Here is a 16,093-nt window from a genome sequence, read left to right on the forward strand (position 1 = left end):
TTCAGCCGTCGTCCGTTGCGGCCGCGAGTCCGCCGTCGACCAGCCGCGTGAACCGGTCGATGAGACGGTCCGTGAGCGATGGACGGACTGCAGCGAGCAGCCGCCGCGTCTCGTCCGGGTCGGCCAGGGCCACGACGACACGCCCCCGTTCGCCGTACGACTTTTCGAGTATCCCCGCGTCGGCCAGTGCCGAAACGTGCCAGGAGACCGTACTCCGGGCGACTCCCAGCCGGTCGGTCAGTTCGTCTGCCGACAGGGACTCCGCTTCAAGCAGATGCAGGAGAATCGTGCGCGCAGTCTCGCGCCGGGCAAACGCGAGCACACGTCGCTCCCAGGGGTCGTACTCCCGGCTGTAATAGTGCGTCTTGCCCTGGATTTCCTCGGCAACCACGTCGCCGGCACGACGCAGTTTCCGCAGGTGATACTGTGCCTGCCCAGTCGCGATATCGAGATCTGCCGCAAGCGCGTTGAAATGGACCCCCGGTTTGGACTCGACGTGGGAACGCACTTGCTCAGTAACCGTGGACATAGTCTTCAGTACGGCTTTCCAGCCTCCGGGACAACAGGGTATCGGACGTTCTCACTGCGCGGGAACTCGCCTACATCCCGCCCACCAGTTCTCGCGTTATGTCCTCGGCAGGGAGGGTCTGGCCGCCGTACTCCTCGGCGAACGACTCGGCGTCCGTGCTGTCGCTGAACGGGACGATAGCGGGTCCCATTGCCCCCTCTATCTCCGAATTTGCGACGACTGTGAGCTCTTCAGTCGAAGCGAACGCCTCTGACTCCAAGTGCCGGGAGATGATGGTCTTGCCCCCATCAGTCCGAACATCGTAGTCGGTTGTACTGTAGTCGGTCAGGAACGTCTCCGCAGGCGTCCACCCCGACTGTTCTTTGGCGAACCGATGCCGATACGTGCAGGTCGTACTGCAGAACCGTGCTGGTGGGTCGTGCCCCTCGGGCGTGTTGTCCTGATAGTACGTTTGGCCGACTGGACCCGGGTGCTGGTCGATGACCATCCCACACTGGTCACAGTTCTGTCCGCTCTCGATGGCGACCGGTTCCAGCTCTTCACTGGTCCCCAGACACCCCGAGAGCGACACGACTGTCGCGGTCCCGACGATGAAGTGCCGGCGTGTCAGCGCTGGTGCATAGTCAGACATACTAGATAGTACACTAGACGACACCAAATGGTTCGTGGTGCGACCGTCGAAACGCCGGTCAGTCGGGGACGCTCGGCGGCGCGACCGAGTAGATCGCACTCAGCACCAGCAGCGCGATGAGGAAGTCGAACCCGTGTTCGGTGAGGTGATGTACTACCATCGGGACAGCCCCGAGGACAGTCCCGATGCCGACCACGGACCGAAGGACCAGCAACCCGATAGCGACAGTCAACAGAACGTACGGCCGCGACCGGCGTCGGTGTGTACTGGCCGCCGCGACGAAAAACAGCGCCAGCGTTCCGAGCGTAGCGAGTCCCAGCACGGCGATTAACATTGCGGATTGACCGGGACTAATCCAGTCAGCCGTCGGTTGGAGCATCGCTCAGATCATAGATCAGACGGTGACACTGGAATCGGTTTCGGTCGCAGTCGTAGCTGTGCCCGTACCTGACGCCGAGGTGAGTGCTCTGAGACAGTTCCGCCGGTGTATGACCGTTTGAAAGGGTCTCTGTGTAACTCTCTCAGGTAGCCACCAGCACCGGTCGTCCCGCGTTCTGGACGACTCGGTCGGTCACGCTTCCCATTTGGCCAGTTTTCGTGTGAGAATGGCCGTGGTATCCGAGCACGATCAGGTCGGCGTCGACCTCGTCGGCATAGCTGATGATCTCCACGTACGGTTTCCCGTGACAGCAGCGAGTGGTGACCTCGACGCCGAGCGCGTCACCCCTCTCGGCGACCTCTGCGAGTTCATCGTTCCCCCATTCCTCGATTTCGATGGTCTCCAGTTCCATACTACTGAGGGCTGGCTCGGCGTGTCGGTCCGTATCGACAACAAAGACGGCGTGAAGCTCGGCACCGTGTTGCTCGGCCTGTTCGAGCGCGTGTGTCGCTGCGCGGTTCGCGTCAGCACTGCCGTCGGTCGCGACCACAATCGTGTCGTACATACTAAAAGAATGCACCGCTTCCTATTTCAATCCGCTGACCATTATCAAAAGCTAATAATCTATTGTTGTATTGGGTACCCGTCCACATATCGATCCGTTCGATTTTTGGAGGTGTCGCGTATCGTATTTACAACGGCTAAAACGTCATTCCCGTCCAAAGTCGGTGGCAATCACGGTTCGATGTTCTCCCGGAAGTCGGGTGCCAGTCCGGTCTGTCGGATCCCGGCAAGATCCGTTATCTCGAACTCGTAGAGTGCGACTCCGCCGGAGGTGGTGGCAGTCTGGAGCGTGTTGGGTCGCCAGGCGTTCTGTGTCATCGCCGTGATATCCGACCAGTCGTCCTCAGGCACACTGCTGATATCGCCGGCGAGCATCACGCTCTGCCACTCGAACGCGGTGTCGATGTCGTAGACGAGAAACCGGCCACGGCCGGCTCGCTCAGTCAGTTCCGCTTTCCGGCTCGATTCGCCGAGGAGGTAGGTGAAATAGAGGCAGGCTCCGTCGTCAAAGCCGTACGATAGTGGTAGCAGGTACGGGACGTCTGTCGTCGGCAGCCCCAAGACTCCGGTCGAGTGTGTGGCGAGGAATTCCCGAATCGCTTCGTCGTCCATCTGTTCGAGTCCGTACTCTTCTAATTGGTCGAGTGTCATAGGTCGCGTCTGATCATCCAGTTACGTATCACGAATGCAACCCCACGCTAAAAAAAGTAGAGCGGACTTCTCAGAGGGTGTGGCTGTTCACAATACGGCACAGATACTGTTATATCTATGAAATCTGCCGATACTCGTCGGACGGTAGTACGTATGCCTGCTGGTTTTCAGCCAGTGAGAAGTCCCACCGGACGCTATATTGTTGCACTGCCAACAAGAGTACATGGACTTCGATGAGTTCACCGGCGAGATACAGCACAGGCTTGAACTACCCGGTACTGGTGAGGCCGTTCGGGCGACCCGCGCGACACTGCTACCCCTGGGACAGCGCATACTCGCGGAGAACGCCGCGGACTTCGCTGCCTCCCTCCCGATGGAAATCAAGTGGTATATGACCGGCGCCGTCCGCGACCACGGGCAGCGGTTTGACTGGACGGAGTTCGTCGACCGTGTCGCCGAAATAGAAGGCGTTGAACCGTCGGACGCAGCGTACCACGCACGCGTCGTTGTTGACCTGATGCATACGGCGGTCCCGGCCGCCGATTTTCAGGACCTCCGCGGCCAACTCCCCGAAAGTGCGGACGAAGAAAACTGGCGCGAACTCTTCAGCATAGTCGATGCCGGTGGCTGGGGCGAGGCGGAAGAGGCGCAAACCGGCGGTGGTCCACAAAAGTCTGCTGAAGCCCCTCAGTGGGACAATCAGTAGCAGCTCTCATGTCGTTTTCAAACGAATATGCCTTGACATAATATGGTAATAACTGTACGATTGTTACGCTCTCCCCTCATACTTTGGGGGTGTCCGGCGAGGACTGCTGGCAACGCAGTCTAACTATTCGAGACGCCGATCTCAGCCGCCGGATTTCTAATAGTGTGAGAATCGCGACTACAGTTTATTTACTGACAGCAACAATTCGTAAACACAGCAATGTTCGATTCAATACTGGTCCCGACTGACGGCAGCGAACACGCGACCCGGGCCGCCGAGCACGGGGCAGCGCTGGCTCGTGCATTCGGCGCGAGCCTGCACGTCATCGCTGTCATCGATACGCGAACAGCAGGCGGGCCGTTCAGCGGCGACGATCTCGAAGACGAGACACTCGACCGCATGACGGCCGACGCCGAAGACACAGTCGCGGCTATCACGGATGCGGTGGACGCCGCCGGAGCGATACAGACGACTATCCGCAAGGGAGATCCAGTTGACGAGATTTGCGCATACCGCGACGACCACGATGTGGACCTGATTGCGATGGGAACGCACGGCCGCACAGGCGTCGGGCGATATCTCGCCGGGAGCGTGACAGAGAGCGTCGTTCGGCAGGCTGACGTCCCTGTTCTCACCGTGCGCGCAACCGACCGGAGTCGCGACACCGCTCCCTACGACGATATCCTTGTCCCGACAGATGGAAGCGCGCCCGCAGCGGCCGCAATCGAGCCCGCATGCGAGATTGCGGCGCAGTTCGATGCCCGCGTTCATGCCCTGAACGTCGTCAATCTCAGCAATATCGCAACCGGCTCCGAATACACGCTACCGAAAGACCTGATCGAGTCCCTGGAGTCGCAAGGGGAGAAAGTGACAGAGCGGATTGCGGCACGGGCACGCGAATCCGGAGTGGAAACTGTCACACGAGTCGTCAGTGGATTCCCGGCGGCAGATATCCTTGAGTACGCTGACGAGAACGACATCGATCTGATCGCCATGGGGACGGCCGGTCGGACCGGTCTCAATCGGTTCCTCGTGGGAAGTACGACAGAACGGATCATCAGACACGCCGATATGCCTGTCCTCGCAGTCAACGCCCGAGACCAGCGCGGTGACGAAGCCTGAAGACAGGCACGCGTCTTCCTGTCTGTCAGCGTCCGACTGCGTGCGGGGCCCGTCGTGTCCCCGGCGAGGCGGCAGTCAGACCGACACGACCATGCACTTATTACTGTTCCTGTCGTGACACTACCTATGGCTGCGGACAACCCGGTTACGATGACGGACGAGGAACGGGACGCGTTTCTGGACAACGGGGGGACGGGCATCCTTTCGCTCGCCGCCGGCGACGCGCCCCCGCATTCAGTCCCGGTTTCGTACGGGTACGACGCGCCCACCACCACATTTTACTTCCGGCTAGCGGTCGGTGTAGAGCGGTCGAAGGGCGAACTCGACGACCGCGCGGCGACGTTCGTGACTTATGACGAGACGGATTCGGGATGGCAAAGCGTGGTCGCGAACGGTCGGCTCGAAGACGTCGAACGGGAGGGAATCGAGACGGAAACACTGGAAGGACTGGAACACGTCGATATGCCCATGGTCGACATCTTCGAACGCCCCCTCCGCGAGGTTGACTTCGAATTCTACCGCCTCGTACCGAATGAGCTAACCGGACGGACCGAATCCTAGGGCGGACGGTTCTCCGCAGTACCGACTCGAAGAAGAACCACTGTACTGGATAAGGGAACTCATATCAACATAGCGGCAGATCACCCTCCATGTCCGAAGCCGCCCACACACAACCGACTGCCGACGTCATTTCGGGGCTCGACAGCGAGCCTGATGGGCTGTCGGCGTCGGAAGCCCGAACGCGGCGTGACAGACATGGCGAGAACGAGATCACGCAGGGGAGCAAACGGACACCACTCGACATCGCTATCGCCCAGTTCGACAGCGCCCTTATCTGGGTTCTCGTTGCGGCCGCGATACTGTCCGTGTGGGCGGGACACGCTGTCGACGCAGTCCTGATAGCCGTGATCGTGGTCGGGAACGGCCTGTTCGGCTTCGTCCAGGACTACCGCGCAGAGGGGACGCTCGAATCCTTGCGGGAACTGACCGCCCCAACCGCGACAGTCAGACGCGATGGGCAGTCCGTCGAGGTCGACGCGACCGAACTCGTTCCGGGCGACGTTATCGAACTGGAAAGTGGCGACGTCGTTCCGGCCGACGGTCGACTGATCGACTGTCTGTCTCTGGAGGTCGACGAAGCGGCGCTCACTGGAGAGAGTACGCCGGTCTCGAAGGGAACCGACCCGGTCGACGCCGACGCGCCGCTCGCGGAGCGAGAACCGATGGTGTACAAGGGAACGAACGTCACGCGCGGCTCGGGCGCTGCCGTCCTCACGGCGACTGGGATGGACACTGAGGTCGGAGCCATCGCCCGCCAACTCGCAGGAACGGAGGAAACTGACACACCGCTACAGACTGAACTCGACACGCTGGGCCGGACGCTCGGCGTCGGCGTGATGGTACTTGCTGCCCTCGTGGTTCCACTCCTCGTCTTCCGGGGGACCGAACTGGTACAGGCGGCACTCACCGCGATTTCACTCGCTGTGGCCGCGGTCCCCGAGGGACTGCCAGCGGTTGTGACGCTAACGCTGGCCCTCGGTGTCCGGAAAATGGCCGACGAGAACGCTCTCGTGCGGCGCTTGCCCGCCGTCGAGGCGCTGGGCTCCGTCGATGTCATCTGCACCGACAAGACCGGGACGCTGACCGAGGGGCGAATGTCAGTCAGTCGGATCTGGGTCAACGACGCTGTCGTCGACAGTGACGAAATAGAGGGGGAACCCCTGCCGGACCGCGTTGCCACGGTGCTCCGCGCCGGGACACTGTGTAGCGATGCGACGCTCGAAGCGGGGGACCCGACGGAGCAGGCCATCGTCATGGCGGCTGACGAGTGCGGAATCGATGTGGAACGCCTCCGCGAAGAGCATCCCAGAACGGATGAGATCCCGTTCTCATCCGAGCGCAAGTGGATGGGTACTGTCCACGACGACACGGTCTACGTAAAAGGCGCACCCGAAGTAATCCTCTCGAAGTGCTCTCGCGTCCTCACCGATACCGGCCCGGCGGACCTGACGCCCGACAGAGCCGAGCAGATCAGAGAGCAGGTCGGTGCGTTCGCTGACGACGCGCTCAGGGTGCTCGCAGTGGCGTACACGGAAGATACCTCCGTGGTAGAACGGAACGACACCACTGGCGAGGCCGACGATGTCAGTGCCGACCTGATCTTCGCCGGGTTGGTCGGCATGATCGACCCGGCCCGCGAGGAGGTCGCCGACGCGATTGCGGCGACCGAGCGTGCAGGCGTGGCCGTGAAGATGGTAACCGGCGACAACGTCCGGACCGCCGCGGCCATCGCCGGAGAACTCGGCCTGGGGCAGCGCGTGATGGAAGGCCGCGACGTCGAGGAATGCTCCGAAGAAGCGCTCCGAGACCGCGTCGAGACAGTCGACGTGTTCGCACGCACGTCTCCGGAGCACAAGGTCCGGATCCTGCAGGCGTTACAGGCGAACGGCCACACCGTCGCAATGACGGGCGACGGGGTCAACGACGCACCGGCGCTGAAAAACGCCGACATCGGCGTCGCGATGGGCGTCCGCGGAACTGACGTGGCCAAACAGGCCAGCGACGTTATCCTGCTGGATGATAACTACGCGACGATTGAACGGGCGATCGAGCGCGGGCGGGCGATCTTCGACAACGTCTGGAAGTTCGTCGGTTACCTGCTGAGTGCCAACGTGGCCGAAGTCGCCATCGTCTTTATCGCCTCACTGTTTGGCTACCTCGTCCTGCCGGCGGTCCAGTTGCTGTGGATCAATCTACTGACCGATGGTCTGCCAGCGCTTGCGCTCGGGGCCGACCCCAAAAGCGATGACGTGATGCAGCGACCGCCCAGAGACCCGGATCGCGGCATCGTCGACCACGATATGCTCGCGCTTATCGGGGGTACAGGCGTCATCTCGACAACTGTGATGCTCGGCCTGCTACTGGTCACGCTTGCCGGCGCACCCGCAGTCACGCCGTACGCGATGACGATGATATTCACCGGGTTCGTGTTCCTCGAATTCGAGAAACTGTACGTGATCCGCTGGCTCCGCGAGACACCGACGCTGTCGAATCGGTGGCTGGCGTCCGCAGTAGGCGGGTCGATACTCCTGCAACTCGCTGTGCTATACACCCCTCTCAACGTCTACTTCGGGACGGTCCCGCTCGGACTCACCGACTGGGGGCTGATCGGTGGCGTCCTCTTACTCGCCCTGCCACTGTACCTCGCTGTCGCCAGCGGTGTGAAACGCCTGTGACGCTCCGATCCGGTAGCACCGGCCGTTCGGTCTGGGTTTCCACATCTCGTTGCCGATTCCGCCAGGCGTGCGCCTGCAGACGGTGACCGGGCGGCCCTTTGCCCCGGAGTGATTGGCTATCGTTGGGCCGCTCCTCTCGAAAAGCCGTCTACCGTACCGCTCTCAATCCAGTTGTCCGTTGAGCACTTTGGCGGCGACCAGCACCGGGTCCCAGACGGGGCTGAACGGCGGTGCGTACGCCAGGTCCAGTCGTTCGAGCTCGTCGATGGTCATGTCCGCCTCGATGGCCGTCGCAAGCGTGTCGATACGTATCGCCGCCCGGTCTGCCCCGACGATTGCGCCGCCCAGCAGGCGACCGCTCTCCCGGTCGGCGACGAGCGTCACGTCGGTATCGTCGCCGCCGGGGTAGTACCCCGACCGAGAACCAGCCGTGACTGTCTTCGACACCGGGTCGAAGCCGGCGGCGCTGGCCTGTTCGTGGTCGAGGAGGCCGACGCGACCGCATTCGAGGTCGAACGCTTTGACGACGGCCGTTCCGGCGATGTCGCCGACGGGCGACGGGTCGCCCGCCACAGTCTGTCCGCTCCCGCGACCGGCCCGGTTTGCGGTCAGTCCGAGCGGGACCCAGTCGGGCTCGCCGGTAACGGCGTGGGTGTCCTCGGCGCAGTCTCCGGCGGCGTAGACGCCGTCAACGCTCGTCGCACCGTACTCGTCGACCGCTATCGCACCGGAGGCCCCGAGTTCGACCGGTGTGTCTTCGACGAGGGCGGTGTTCGGCTTGATGCCGATACCGACAAGCGCGAGGTCCACATCGGTATTGCCGTCGCCGTGTACAACCGACGCGACGCGCCCGCCTTCGTCGCCGACGAGTTCCTCGACGGCGGTGTTCAGATGCAGTGTCACGCCCTGTTCCCGGAGGTGATCGGCAACGCGCTCGCCCACTGCTTCCCCGAACGGCGGCAGGAGGTGGCCTGACCGCTGGAAGAGGTGCGTTTCGACATCGTGGGCCCGGAACGCTTCGGCCATTTCCACGCCGACGTAGCCGCCGCCGACGATAGCGACTCGCTCCGGTGGCTCCCAGTCGGCGTACTTCTCGACGAGTGCTGTATCGACGTACTCGATGCTCGTGTCGACGGTAGAGTCGCCGGGTTCGGACAGCGCAGCGCGGACCGCGGCGGCCGAATCGAGCCCGTGCATCGTGAACGCGCCGTCGAGTTCCGCCCCCGGTATCGGCCCGGTCACCGCGTGTGCGCCCGTCGCGACCAGCAGGTCGCCGTATGGCTGGCTGAACGTCTCGCCGTCTTGTGCGACGGTGACCGTTTCTGCGTCGGTGTCGACGCCGACGACTTCGTGGTTCCGGCGGAGGTCGATACCGCGCTCAGACGCCTGCTCGGGCGACAGCGAGAGAAGGTCCGTCAGCCGCTCGACGGTCCCCTTCACGTAATACGGCGTCCCGCAGTGGGCATAGGATACCCACTCGCCTTTCTCGAAGACGATCACGTCACGGTCCGGTGCCTCTCGGGTGAACTTGCTCGCGGCGCTCAGTCCGGCCGCGTCGCCACCGATGACTACGAACGGGTCCGTCATACAGACCCTCGTATCGCTGCGGTACTAATGATTGCGTGAGGTTCGGGTAACTGCGTGGGCTACTGGAAGCGATTGTGTTCGGGACGGATTCGAACCAGCCAGTCGGTCTGTCCCCCCTCCAAGGTCGACCGTCACCACCATCTACGGCTGAACGTGGTTGAGGACATGCTGAGCCAACTTTCACACGACTCCAAGGCCACTGGCGACCAGTCTGAAGCCGATAATCGATAGTAAGGCTAGCACGGCGGCTCGACGGACCCGGTCACTGACAGCGGTTCTGAGTCGCTTCCCGACTGCGACACCGGCAACGGCCGGCACGGCTGCGAGAACGGACGTTCCAGCGACAACCGCGTTGGGATAGAGCCCGAAGACGCCGGCAAAAGCGACCCGCGTGACGCTGAGTCCCAGAAACACCAGCGCGACGACGCCGACGAACACGCTGTGCGAGAGGTCGAAACTCCGGAGATACGCGACGAGCTGGACGCCGACGTTCGTTCCGCCGAACAGCGCCCCCGAAACGCCGCCGATGCCGACCATCGCAAGCGGTGTCTTCCCGAGGTCGCTGTTGCCCACTGACACCCATCCGGGAAGCGGCACCCGCTGCTGGGCGGTCGCCACAAACCCCAGGGTCAGCAGACCGAGTCCGATACGGAGTGGCGCTTCCGGGAGCCTGTCGAGTACAGCCATCCCGACAACAGTCCCGACAAGCGCCGCAGCGATAAGCGGTCCGAACCGCTGGCTACAGGTACGCAGTTCACGCCGTGAGAGGTCCCGAACCAGTGAAACGTTCACCGCGAGAATGGGGAGAATCATGAACACGACGGCTGTCGCCGGGTCGATGACCGTCGCAAGCGCCATCGTCCCGACGACGGCGAAGCCGAAGCCAGCAAGCCCGTTTGTCGCCCCGGCGACGAGGACGATAGCCGTCACTATCACGACCATCGTCCACGAGACTGGCAGAATCATATGGTATCAGGGTCCTGTGCGACGCCCACAGCGGCCCGTAACCGACTTCGGGCTGGGCAGTGGTTCTTGTGAAGTAATCACACGGCCCTGGATAAAGCCGCGTCGTGTTTCACTACAGTGGGGTCGAACGTGACCGCCCCGCTGTCGGGATCAGAACGTGATAACTTCGTAGTCGTCGTCGACGAGCGAGCGAATGCTCGGGTGGCCGTCGTGCTCGTCCAGCGTGACGAGTCCGGAGTCGGCGACGGCGTCTTCGACGCCGAATGCACCGGAACAGTAGTCACAGACGGCCGTATCCTCTTTGACGGTCTGGTACAGTTCATGGTAGTCGCTGTCCTCGTCTTCGAGTTCCGGAATCCACTGTGTTCCGGCCCCGTCGAAGATGAGTTCGAGGTCGTCCTCGTCGTTTTCCGCGAACTCCGTTGCTGCTTCGAGGCCGTTTGCGAGTCGGCCGAGATTCTCGTGTCCCTCTGTCCCTGCGAGGATGATGACGGCTGCTTTCGTCATTACGTGGCGTAATAGCGCTCTCGCTAATATATTATGAGTGGGTGCGTGCGACGGCGCTGAACTCGCACCAAGTGTTTATTAACCAGTGCCACCCGGGCAGTGAATAAGTCGATATACGGGGTGTCGTCTACAGATATGGCCTTATTCAGCGTAGGATTCGATGAGCGATCGGAGCGCTTCTTCTCCTTCGAGGCCGACGACTTCCTCTACTTGCTCGCCATCGGCGAACAGGATGAGTGTTGGAACGCCACGGACGCCGTAGGACTGTGCGAGTTGCTGGTTAGCGTCGACATCGACTTTGGCGACGGTCGCGGTGGTCTCTGCGGCCAGCGTCTCGACGATCGGTTCGAGCATCTGGCACGGGCCACACCAGTCGGCATAGAAGTCCGTGAGGACGACGTCGTGCTTGTCGACGACATCGTCGAGATGGTCCGTTCCGTCGATGTGAAGCGGTTCGTCCGTCGCGGTCGTCTCGGCGTCGGATGCAGTATCGGTTGCCATCAATAGACTGTACGCGGCAGCGACAAATAAGAGTTTGCACAAAATGTACAATACTATGAACCACTCTTCGCAAGCCAATGGTAGCGGGATGTCTATTCGTGCAGGCGCAGAAATCGGCTCGGCTCGTGAGCGACAGAGTGTAATAGAGAGAAGACGGCGGCGTTAGCTTTCGACAGTCGGGGCCGAGGACTCGGACTGTTCGTACTTGTTCTCGAACTCCTGAATCAGTTGGCCCATCTTCGCGTACCAGTCGTTGAGCATGCGCTGCATCTCGTCTGCTATCTGGGACGGATCCGTCGGCGAGTAGACGTGGTAGTAGCCGCCCTGGTCGTAGTTGATCTGGTCTTTCTCGATAAAGCCCGTCTGGAGGAGTCGCTGGACGGCGCGATACGCGGTCGAGCGCTCGCGGTCGACTGCCTCGGCGAGTTCGTCGACGGTCAGTGGTTCCTCGGCCTCGACGAGCGCCCGAAAGCACTCCTTGTCGAGTTCTTTGAGCCCGTGGAAACACTCCAGCAGTCCTTCGCACTGCATATCTCGACGGAGCTGTTCAGACATCGAATCTGGCATCGTTATCACCTCTCTGTAGTTACTACCCAGATATAAGACTTGTGTACGGTTCGCACAAATGCACGCACGATCCGGCAAAAACTGCCCTCGGATGGGTGGTCAAGGCCGTTCACCTCACAGCCGACACACATGCCTGCGAACTGTTAGTCTGCGCCCGTCGCGGCTGTATCGCTGGTCTCGCTCCGGGTTCGCCAGTAGCCCTGGAGATATGCGCCGAGAAACATCCCGGCGAGCGCCCAGAGGATGGTGACGTTGCCGATACCGAGGCTCGCGTAGGCGGCCCCCGGACAGATACCGGACAGTCCCCACCCGACGCCGAAGATGGCACCGCCGACCAGGACGTTCCGGTCGAAGGACTTCAGACGCCGTTCGAAGGTGTCGCCGGTCAGCGGCGCGCGGCCGAGGAGGCGGGGTCCGAGAACGAAGGCCACCCCTGTCACGGCAGCGCCGCCGAACATCACGAACACCAGCCCGAAGTCCTCGAACTGGAGGAAATCCAGAACGACTTCCGGGCGCGCCATGTGGCTGTACGCGAGTCCGAACCCGAAGATGAGCCCGCCGACGAGAATCAGCGGCATGAACGCGGGGTGGCGGTCGTCACTCATGTGTCGTTCCCTCCGGCCGCTCCCGGTCGCTCGCTTCGAGACTCTCGTTCCGCTCGTGTCTCGCCGCTCACGGACTCACCCCCAGTGCCGAAACCAGTTGTGCAGTGATGATGGCGACGGCGAGGAACGTCAGGACGCCGGCTATCGACGTTTTCGACGCGGAGCCGACGCCACAGACGCCGTGGCCTGACGTACAGCCCTTGCCGACGCGCGTCCCGATACCGACGAATACCCCGCCGAGGAGGAGTCGCCACGGCTGGACGTCCGTGGTCCACGCGCCGCCCTGATAGACGACCGCGTACACGGCCGCCCCGAGGATAATGCCGAGCGTGAACACGACACGCCAGTCACGGGAGCTGACATACTGCTGGAACCGGGACCGGTCCGAGACGTACGACAGCGTCGACTCCAGAAACGTGCTCGCGCCGGCGCTGATGCCGGTTCCGAGGTAGATGACGACAGTCCCAAGCCCCACCAGCAAGCCACCGACGGCGTAGCGACTGATGCCGTTCGGAAACAGTTCGGCGGTTGCCTGCAGTGGGAGTGCCTCAATCACCATTGGCGTCGTTAGTCACCCGCAAGGGATTCCTGGCTAGCGGCGCAGTTATTCGGCCCGAGTTCCAGCGTGAACGCTTCCTCGTCGTCGACGGCGTTCTGCCCGAGGTTCGTCGCGATGATCTCCTCGTAGTTGGCCGGCCGCGGCGGCATATCCGAGAGGACGAGCTCGACGAACGCGTCCTCGTCCATGGTGAGCGCGTCCATCTCTTCGACGAGCGCACTGATTGGGGCGGTAAATGTACTGTCCTCTGCGGGTTCGGCCGCGTCGCTGAAGTGCGCGCCGCCGATAAGCGTGCCATCAGGCAGTGTTAGCACACGCTCTTGAAGGGACTCGTAGAGCATACGCGCGGCTTCGGGCGCGCCCTCGTCGCCCTCTTCGAGGTCGGGGCGAGCGACGCTCTCGATGAAGAGCCCGTCACCGGTCGCGAGCAGGCTCCCGTCGACGAGATAGGAGGTCATCCCGGTCGTGTGGCCGGGCGTGGAGACTGTCTCGATAGTCGCGTCGCCGACCTGAAACGTGTCGCCGTCTTCGGCAGTCGTCAGGTCGTCGGTGTCCTGCCGAGCTTGCGAGGCAGGGCCCGTGGAGCCTTGCTCCGCGGCGTAGGTGACGCCGCGGTCGACGGCGGCCTCTGGAATGACGCCCTCGACGCCTTCTGCGTCGAGGTCGCGAACGCCGGAGATGTGGTCGGCGTGGATGTGCGTATCGAGTGCATACTTGAGTTCGACACCGAGTTCAGCGGCGTCATCGAGATACCGGTCGGTGAACGCCCGCAGCGGGTCGATGATGGCGGCTTCGCCGTCGTCGTAAAGGAGATAGGCCAGACAGCCGGAGGACGGGCGCTGGTACTGCAGGAGTGTGCCGGCGCCGTCGTAGCGTTCGACCTCGACGGCCTCGTAGATGCTCGCCCACCCGTTCATGCCGTCTTCGAGATGGTTGACGTCGTAGCCGTGTTCTGCGAGCGTGCCCGCGACGTACTCGCTTGCGCCGCCTTTCGCACACAGGACGGTCACTTCGTGGTCGTCGGGGATCTGAGCGAGGACGTCGCCGTCGATGTCGTCCTCAAGGAACTCGAAGTACGGGATGTTGAGCGAGGTGACGTTTTCGCCGTCGATGCGCCACTCGTCGTAGTCTGATTGCATACGCGCGTCGAGAAGCGTCACGTCTTCACCAGCGTCAATGCGGTCTTTGAGCGATTCCGGATCGGTCGTTTCCACGTCGACGTCTGGCGTCGGAAAGTCGTCAGCGTTCATTTTGTGCACTCGTTTCTACCGGGCGGACGCACAAAAGCATTTGCATAGTAATCCACATTCTAAACAATACTATCGGCCAAACAGACCCACGAGTAAATAAAATATGGCCTGAATTAGCATAATAGGGCATTTGAGGCCGGAAATTAGGTGAGTAGTTGTTTGCTGAACTCACAAGAATCGACAATCTTTTACTTGACTAGGCGGTATTGTGCGTTAGCTCCAAGACAACTCAACGGAGCGAATAACCAATGAACGCTGAATTCGATATCGCGGAGACGCTCGACGTGAAAGGTGCATCGTGTCCCATGCCAGTGGTGAAGACGAAGTCGGCTACCGACGACCTCGCCGAGGGTGACGTCCTCGAAGTACTAGCGACCGACCCGGGCAGCATGAGCGACATCGACGGTTGGGCGGCCGGTACTGAGGGCGTCGAACTCGTCGACCAGGAGGAGGGCGACGACGTGTACAAGCACTACGTCCGCAAGACGGAGTAACGATGAGCACGGACACACCAGACGCGGCGTCCGACGACACGCCCTCGCGTGCGGAGCTGGCCGCCCGCGTCGACGAACTGGAAGACGCGCTCGCGGAGGCCACGAGCGAGGACGACACGAAGAAGATGAGCATCATTGCGACGAAGGGCACGCTCGACATGGCGTACCCCCCGCTCATCCTCGCCAGCACCGCCGCTGCGTTCGGGTACGAGGTGACTGTCTTCCACACGTTCTGGGGGCTAGACATCCTCCACGAGGAACGCTCGAAGAACCTCAAACTGAGCTCCGTCGGGAATCCGAATATGCCGATGCCGAACGCGGTCGCCGCGATTCCCGGCATGGACCGCGTAACGACGAAGATGATGGAAAAGCGCATCGCGAACAACGACACCGCGACGATTGAGGAGCTGCTGGAGACGAGCCTCGATATGGGCGTGGAGTTCCAGGCCTGCCAGATGACCATCGACCTGATGGATTACGACGAGGCCGACTTCTACGACGGCGTTACCACCGGTGTCGGCGCTGCGACAGCGCTGCAGGACATGGCCGACGCCGACATCCAACTTCTTGTCTGAAACGACCAATCGCGCACAGCTAGCTGCGGCAGACAACTATTCTGTCTTTTCCTCGGCGCGCTCACGGCCGACTGCGCCGGCAAGCGCCAGCAAGTAGCCGAGCCCGTACTGAACGTCCGGGTCGCGTAGCCCGCGAAGCAGACCGACGGGACCGACCGGCTCGGCCGGTTCGCGCTCCGCTTCACCGAGGCCCGCCAGTAGCGTCTCGATACCGTCGCGGGTGTCGTCGTCTGCTGCCGTCTGTGCGACTTCGCCGAGCGCGGCACCGGTACCGGCCAGCGACGTGACCATCTCGTCGTCGAGCGCGGCGGTCGCCAGCGAGCCGACTTCGGCGAGTTCGGCCAGTTCGTCGAGCGTGCCGCTTCGCTGGAGCGCGAGCAGGGTTTCCAGCGCGTCCTGCAACTCATCGCCGTTCTCACCGACGGTCTCGGCCAGGGAGACGGTCTCGTCGGTCGCAAGCCCGTCTGCAGACTCGGCAAGGGTCGAGCCGGTGGCCGAGAGCTCACGCACCATCTCATCGGAGAGCGCACTCTCGCCGAGCGAGAGCACGTCCAGCAACTCGTTGACGGCGTCGAGGTGTTCGACGAACTCCGCGACGGCCTCGGGATTCTGCTGGATTGCCGCTTCGAGGTCGGTCTGCTCGGAAACCTCTTCTCCGGACATG

Annotated in this window: 20 protein-coding genes; 6 read left to right on the plus strand and 14 right to left on the minus strand. The window is 62.2% G+C overall.

Annotated features, from left to right (window positions below; all coding sequences use genetic code 11):
• Position 1: 1 nt before the first annotated feature.
• The 5 genes from Har1131_RS16610 to Har1131_RS16630 form a co-directional block, all read right to left on the minus strand.
• Positions 2-529: a helix-turn-helix domain-containing protein gene (locus tag Har1131_RS16610; RefSeq protein WP_023842989.1), complete on the minus strand. Its 528-nt coding sequence runs from the start codon at positions 527-529 to the stop codon at positions 2-4.
• A 70-nt stretch (positions 530-599) separates the two neighbouring features.
• A complete protein-coding gene (locus Har1131_RS16615) occupies positions 600-1,160 on the minus strand; it encodes a nitrous oxide reductase accessory protein NosL (protein WP_050038368.1) in 561 nt (186 codons plus the stop codon).
• 58 nt (positions 1,161-1,218) lie between these two features.
• Positions 1,219-1,494: a hypothetical protein gene (locus tag Har1131_RS16620; RefSeq protein ID WP_004595131.1), complete on the minus strand. Its 276-nt coding sequence runs from the start codon at positions 1,492-1,494 to the stop codon at positions 1,219-1,221.
• Positions 1,495-1,681: 187 nt separating this feature from the next.
• Positions 1,682-2,104 (minus strand): universal stress protein, encoded by a 423-nt coding sequence (locus tag Har1131_RS16625; RefSeq protein WP_008311793.1) that lies wholly within the window; start codon positions 2,102-2,104, stop codon positions 1,682-1,684.
• Between the two features lie 170 nt (positions 2,105-2,274).
• Complete coding sequence (locus Har1131_RS16630; protein ID WP_014031043.1) at positions 2,275-2,754, minus strand: pyridoxamine 5'-phosphate oxidase family protein; 480 nt, start codon at positions 2,752-2,754, stop codon at positions 2,275-2,277.
• Positions 2,755-2,977: 223 nt separating this feature from the next.
• On the opposite strand from Har1131_RS16630, the gene Har1131_RS16635 reads away from it, so the two are divergent.
• From Har1131_RS16635 to Har1131_RS16650, 4 genes are all read left to right on the plus strand, one after another.
• Positions 2,978-3,460: a DUF2267 domain-containing protein gene (locus Har1131_RS16635; protein WP_050038367.1), complete on the plus strand. Its 483-nt coding sequence runs from the start codon at positions 2,978-2,980 to the stop codon at positions 3,458-3,460.
• Between the two features lie 219 nt (positions 3,461-3,679).
• Positions 3,680-4,582: a universal stress protein gene (locus Har1131_RS16640; protein WP_050038366.1), complete on the plus strand. Its 903-nt coding sequence runs from the start codon at positions 3,680-3,682 to the stop codon at positions 4,580-4,582.
• 126 nt (positions 4,583-4,708) lie between these two features.
• Complete coding sequence (locus tag Har1131_RS16645) at positions 4,709-5,143, plus strand: pyridoxamine 5'-phosphate oxidase family protein (RefSeq protein ID WP_014031046.1); 435 nt, start codon at positions 4,709-4,711, stop codon at positions 5,141-5,143.
• Between the two features lie 89 nt (positions 5,144-5,232).
• Positions 5,233-7,818 carry a calcium-translocating P-type ATPase, PMCA-type gene (locus tag Har1131_RS16650; RefSeq protein WP_050038365.1) on the plus strand — a complete coding sequence of 862 codons (2,586 nt, stop codon included), beginning with the start codon at positions 5,233-5,235 and terminating at the stop codon, positions 7,816-7,818.
• Between the two features lie 162 nt (positions 7,819-7,980).
• Here Har1131_RS16650 and Har1131_RS16655 read toward each other — a convergent pair whose 3' ends face one another.
• From Har1131_RS16655 to Har1131_RS16690, 8 genes are all read right to left on the minus strand, one after another.
• On the minus strand, positions 7,981-9,405 hold the full coding sequence (locus Har1131_RS16655; RefSeq protein ID WP_151147539.1) for an FAD-dependent oxidoreductase: 1,425 nt from the start codon (positions 9,403-9,405) through the stop codon (positions 7,981-7,983).
• Positions 9,406-9,585: 180 nt separating this feature from the next.
• Positions 9,586-10,371 (minus strand): sulfite exporter TauE/SafE family protein, encoded by a 786-nt coding sequence (locus tag Har1131_RS16660; RefSeq protein ID WP_050038364.1) that lies wholly within the window; start codon positions 10,369-10,371, stop codon positions 9,586-9,588.
• Between the two features lie 150 nt (positions 10,372-10,521).
• Complete coding sequence (locus Har1131_RS16665) at positions 10,522-10,878, minus strand: DsrE family protein (RefSeq protein WP_014031050.1); 357 nt, start codon at positions 10,876-10,878, stop codon at positions 10,522-10,524.
• Positions 10,879-11,019: 141 nt separating this feature from the next.
• Positions 11,020-11,379 (minus strand): thioredoxin, encoded by a 360-nt coding sequence (gene trxA / locus Har1131_RS16670; RefSeq protein WP_050038363.1) that lies wholly within the window; start codon positions 11,377-11,379, stop codon positions 11,020-11,022.
• Between the two features lie 162 nt (positions 11,380-11,541).
• Positions 11,542-11,946, minus strand: coding sequence for a helix-turn-helix domain-containing protein (locus Har1131_RS16675; protein ID WP_014031052.1), 405 nt, complete (start codon positions 11,944-11,946; stop codon positions 11,542-11,544).
• Between the two features lie 143 nt (positions 11,947-12,089).
• Entirely contained in the window at positions 12,090-12,551 is a 462-nt protein-coding gene (locus Har1131_RS16680) for a YeeE/YedE family protein (RefSeq protein WP_014031053.1), read from the minus strand.
• A gap of 67 nt (positions 12,552-12,618) precedes the next feature.
• Positions 12,619-13,110, minus strand: a complete 492-nt coding sequence (locus Har1131_RS16685) for a YeeE/YedE family protein (RefSeq protein WP_014031054.1) — start codon at positions 13,108-13,110, stop codon at positions 12,619-12,621.
• An 8-nt stretch (positions 13,111-13,118) separates the two neighbouring features.
• Complete coding sequence (locus tag Har1131_RS16690) at positions 13,119-14,360, minus strand: MBL fold metallo-hydrolase (protein WP_050038362.1); 1,242 nt, start codon at positions 14,358-14,360, stop codon at positions 13,119-13,121.
• A gap of 248 nt (positions 14,361-14,608) precedes the next feature.
• On the opposite strand from Har1131_RS16690, the gene Har1131_RS16695 reads away from it, so the two are divergent.
• On the plus strand, positions 14,609-14,854 hold the full coding sequence (locus Har1131_RS16695; protein ID WP_014031056.1) for a sulfurtransferase TusA family protein: 246 nt from the start codon (positions 14,609-14,611) through the stop codon (positions 14,852-14,854).
• 2 nt (positions 14,855-14,856) lie between these two features.
• Entirely contained in the window at positions 14,857-15,429 is a 573-nt protein-coding gene (locus Har1131_RS16700; protein WP_050038361.1) for a DsrE/DsrF/DrsH-like family protein, read from the plus strand.
• Between the two features lie 36 nt (positions 15,430-15,465).
• Here the strand turns inward: Har1131_RS16700 and Har1131_RS16705 are convergent, their stop codons facing one another.
• Positions 15,466-16,092 carry a DUF1641 domain-containing protein gene (locus Har1131_RS16705; protein ID WP_014031058.1) on the minus strand — a complete coding sequence of 209 codons (627 nt, stop codon included), beginning with the start codon at positions 16,090-16,092 and terminating at the stop codon, positions 15,466-15,468.
• Position 16,093: the final 1 nt, after the last annotated feature.

This window comes from Haloarcula sp. CBA1131 (assembly GCF_008728975.1).
GTDB lineage: Archaea > Halobacteriota > Halobacteria > Halobacteriales > Haloarculaceae > Haloarcula > Haloarcula hispanica.

Bases quoted from the DNA above. Each gene is read 5' to 3' on its own strand.
- Har1131_RS16610 (WP_023842989.1), bottom strand. From the start codon at position 529: ATGTCCACGGTTACTGAGCAAGTGCGTTCCCACGTCGAGTCCAAACCG.
- Har1131_RS16615 (WP_050038368.1), bottom strand. From the start codon at position 1,160: ATGTCTGACTATGCACCAGCGCTGACACGCCGGCACTTCATCGTCGGG.
- Har1131_RS16620 (WP_004595131.1), bottom strand. From the start codon at position 1,494: ATGTTAATCGCCGTGCTGGGACTCGCTACGCTCGGAACGCTGGCGCTG.
- Har1131_RS16625 (WP_008311793.1), bottom strand. From the start codon at position 2,104: ATGTACGACACGATTGTGGTCGCGACCGACGGCAGTGCTGACGCGAAC.
- Har1131_RS16630 (WP_014031043.1), bottom strand. From the start codon at position 2,754: ATGACACTCGACCAATTAGAAGAGTACGGACTCGAACAGATGGACGAC.
- Har1131_RS16635 (WP_050038367.1), top strand. From the start codon at position 2,978: ATGGACTTCGATGAGTTCACCGGCGAGATACAGCACAGGCTTGAACTA.
- Har1131_RS16640 (WP_050038366.1), top strand. From the start codon at position 3,680: ATGTTCGATTCAATACTGGTCCCGACTGACGGCAGCGAACACGCGACC.
- Har1131_RS16645 (WP_014031046.1), top strand. From the start codon at position 4,709: ATGGCTGCGGACAACCCGGTTACGATGACGGACGAGGAACGGGACGCG.
- Har1131_RS16650 (WP_050038365.1), top strand. From the start codon at position 5,233: ATGTCCGAAGCCGCCCACACACAACCGACTGCCGACGTCATTTCGGGG.
- Har1131_RS16655 (WP_151147539.1), bottom strand. From the start codon at position 9,405: ATGACGGACCCGTTCGTAGTCATCGGTGGCGACGCGGCCGGACTGAGC.
- Har1131_RS16660 (WP_050038364.1), bottom strand. From the start codon at position 10,371: ATGATTCTGCCAGTCTCGTGGACGATGGTCGTGATAGTGACGGCTATC.
- Har1131_RS16665 (WP_014031050.1), bottom strand. From the start codon at position 10,878: ATGACGAAAGCAGCCGTCATCATCCTCGCAGGGACAGAGGGACACGAG.
- trxA (WP_050038363.1), bottom strand. From the start codon at position 11,379: ATGGCAACCGATACTGCATCCGACGCCGAGACGACCGCGACGGACGAA.
- Har1131_RS16675 (WP_014031052.1), bottom strand. From the start codon at position 11,946: ATGCCAGATTCGATGTCTGAACAGCTCCGTCGAGATATGCAGTGCGAA.
- Har1131_RS16680 (WP_014031053.1), bottom strand. From the start codon at position 12,551: ATGAGTGACGACCGCCACCCCGCGTTCATGCCGCTGATTCTCGTCGGC.
- Har1131_RS16685 (WP_014031054.1), bottom strand. From the start codon at position 13,110: ATGGTGATTGAGGCACTCCCACTGCAGGCAACCGCCGAACTGTTTCCG.
- Har1131_RS16690 (WP_050038362.1), bottom strand. From the start codon at position 14,360: ATGAACGCTGACGACTTTCCGACGCCAGACGTCGACGTGGAAACGACC.
- Har1131_RS16695 (WP_014031056.1), top strand. From the start codon at position 14,609: ATGAACGCTGAATTCGATATCGCGGAGACGCTCGACGTGAAAGGTGCA.
- Har1131_RS16700 (WP_050038361.1), top strand. From the start codon at position 14,857: ATGAGCACGGACACACCAGACGCGGCGTCCGACGACACGCCCTCGCGT.
- Har1131_RS16705 (WP_014031058.1), bottom strand. From the start codon at position 16,092: ATGTCCGGAGAAGAGGTTTCCGAGCAGACCGACCTCGAAGCGGCAATC.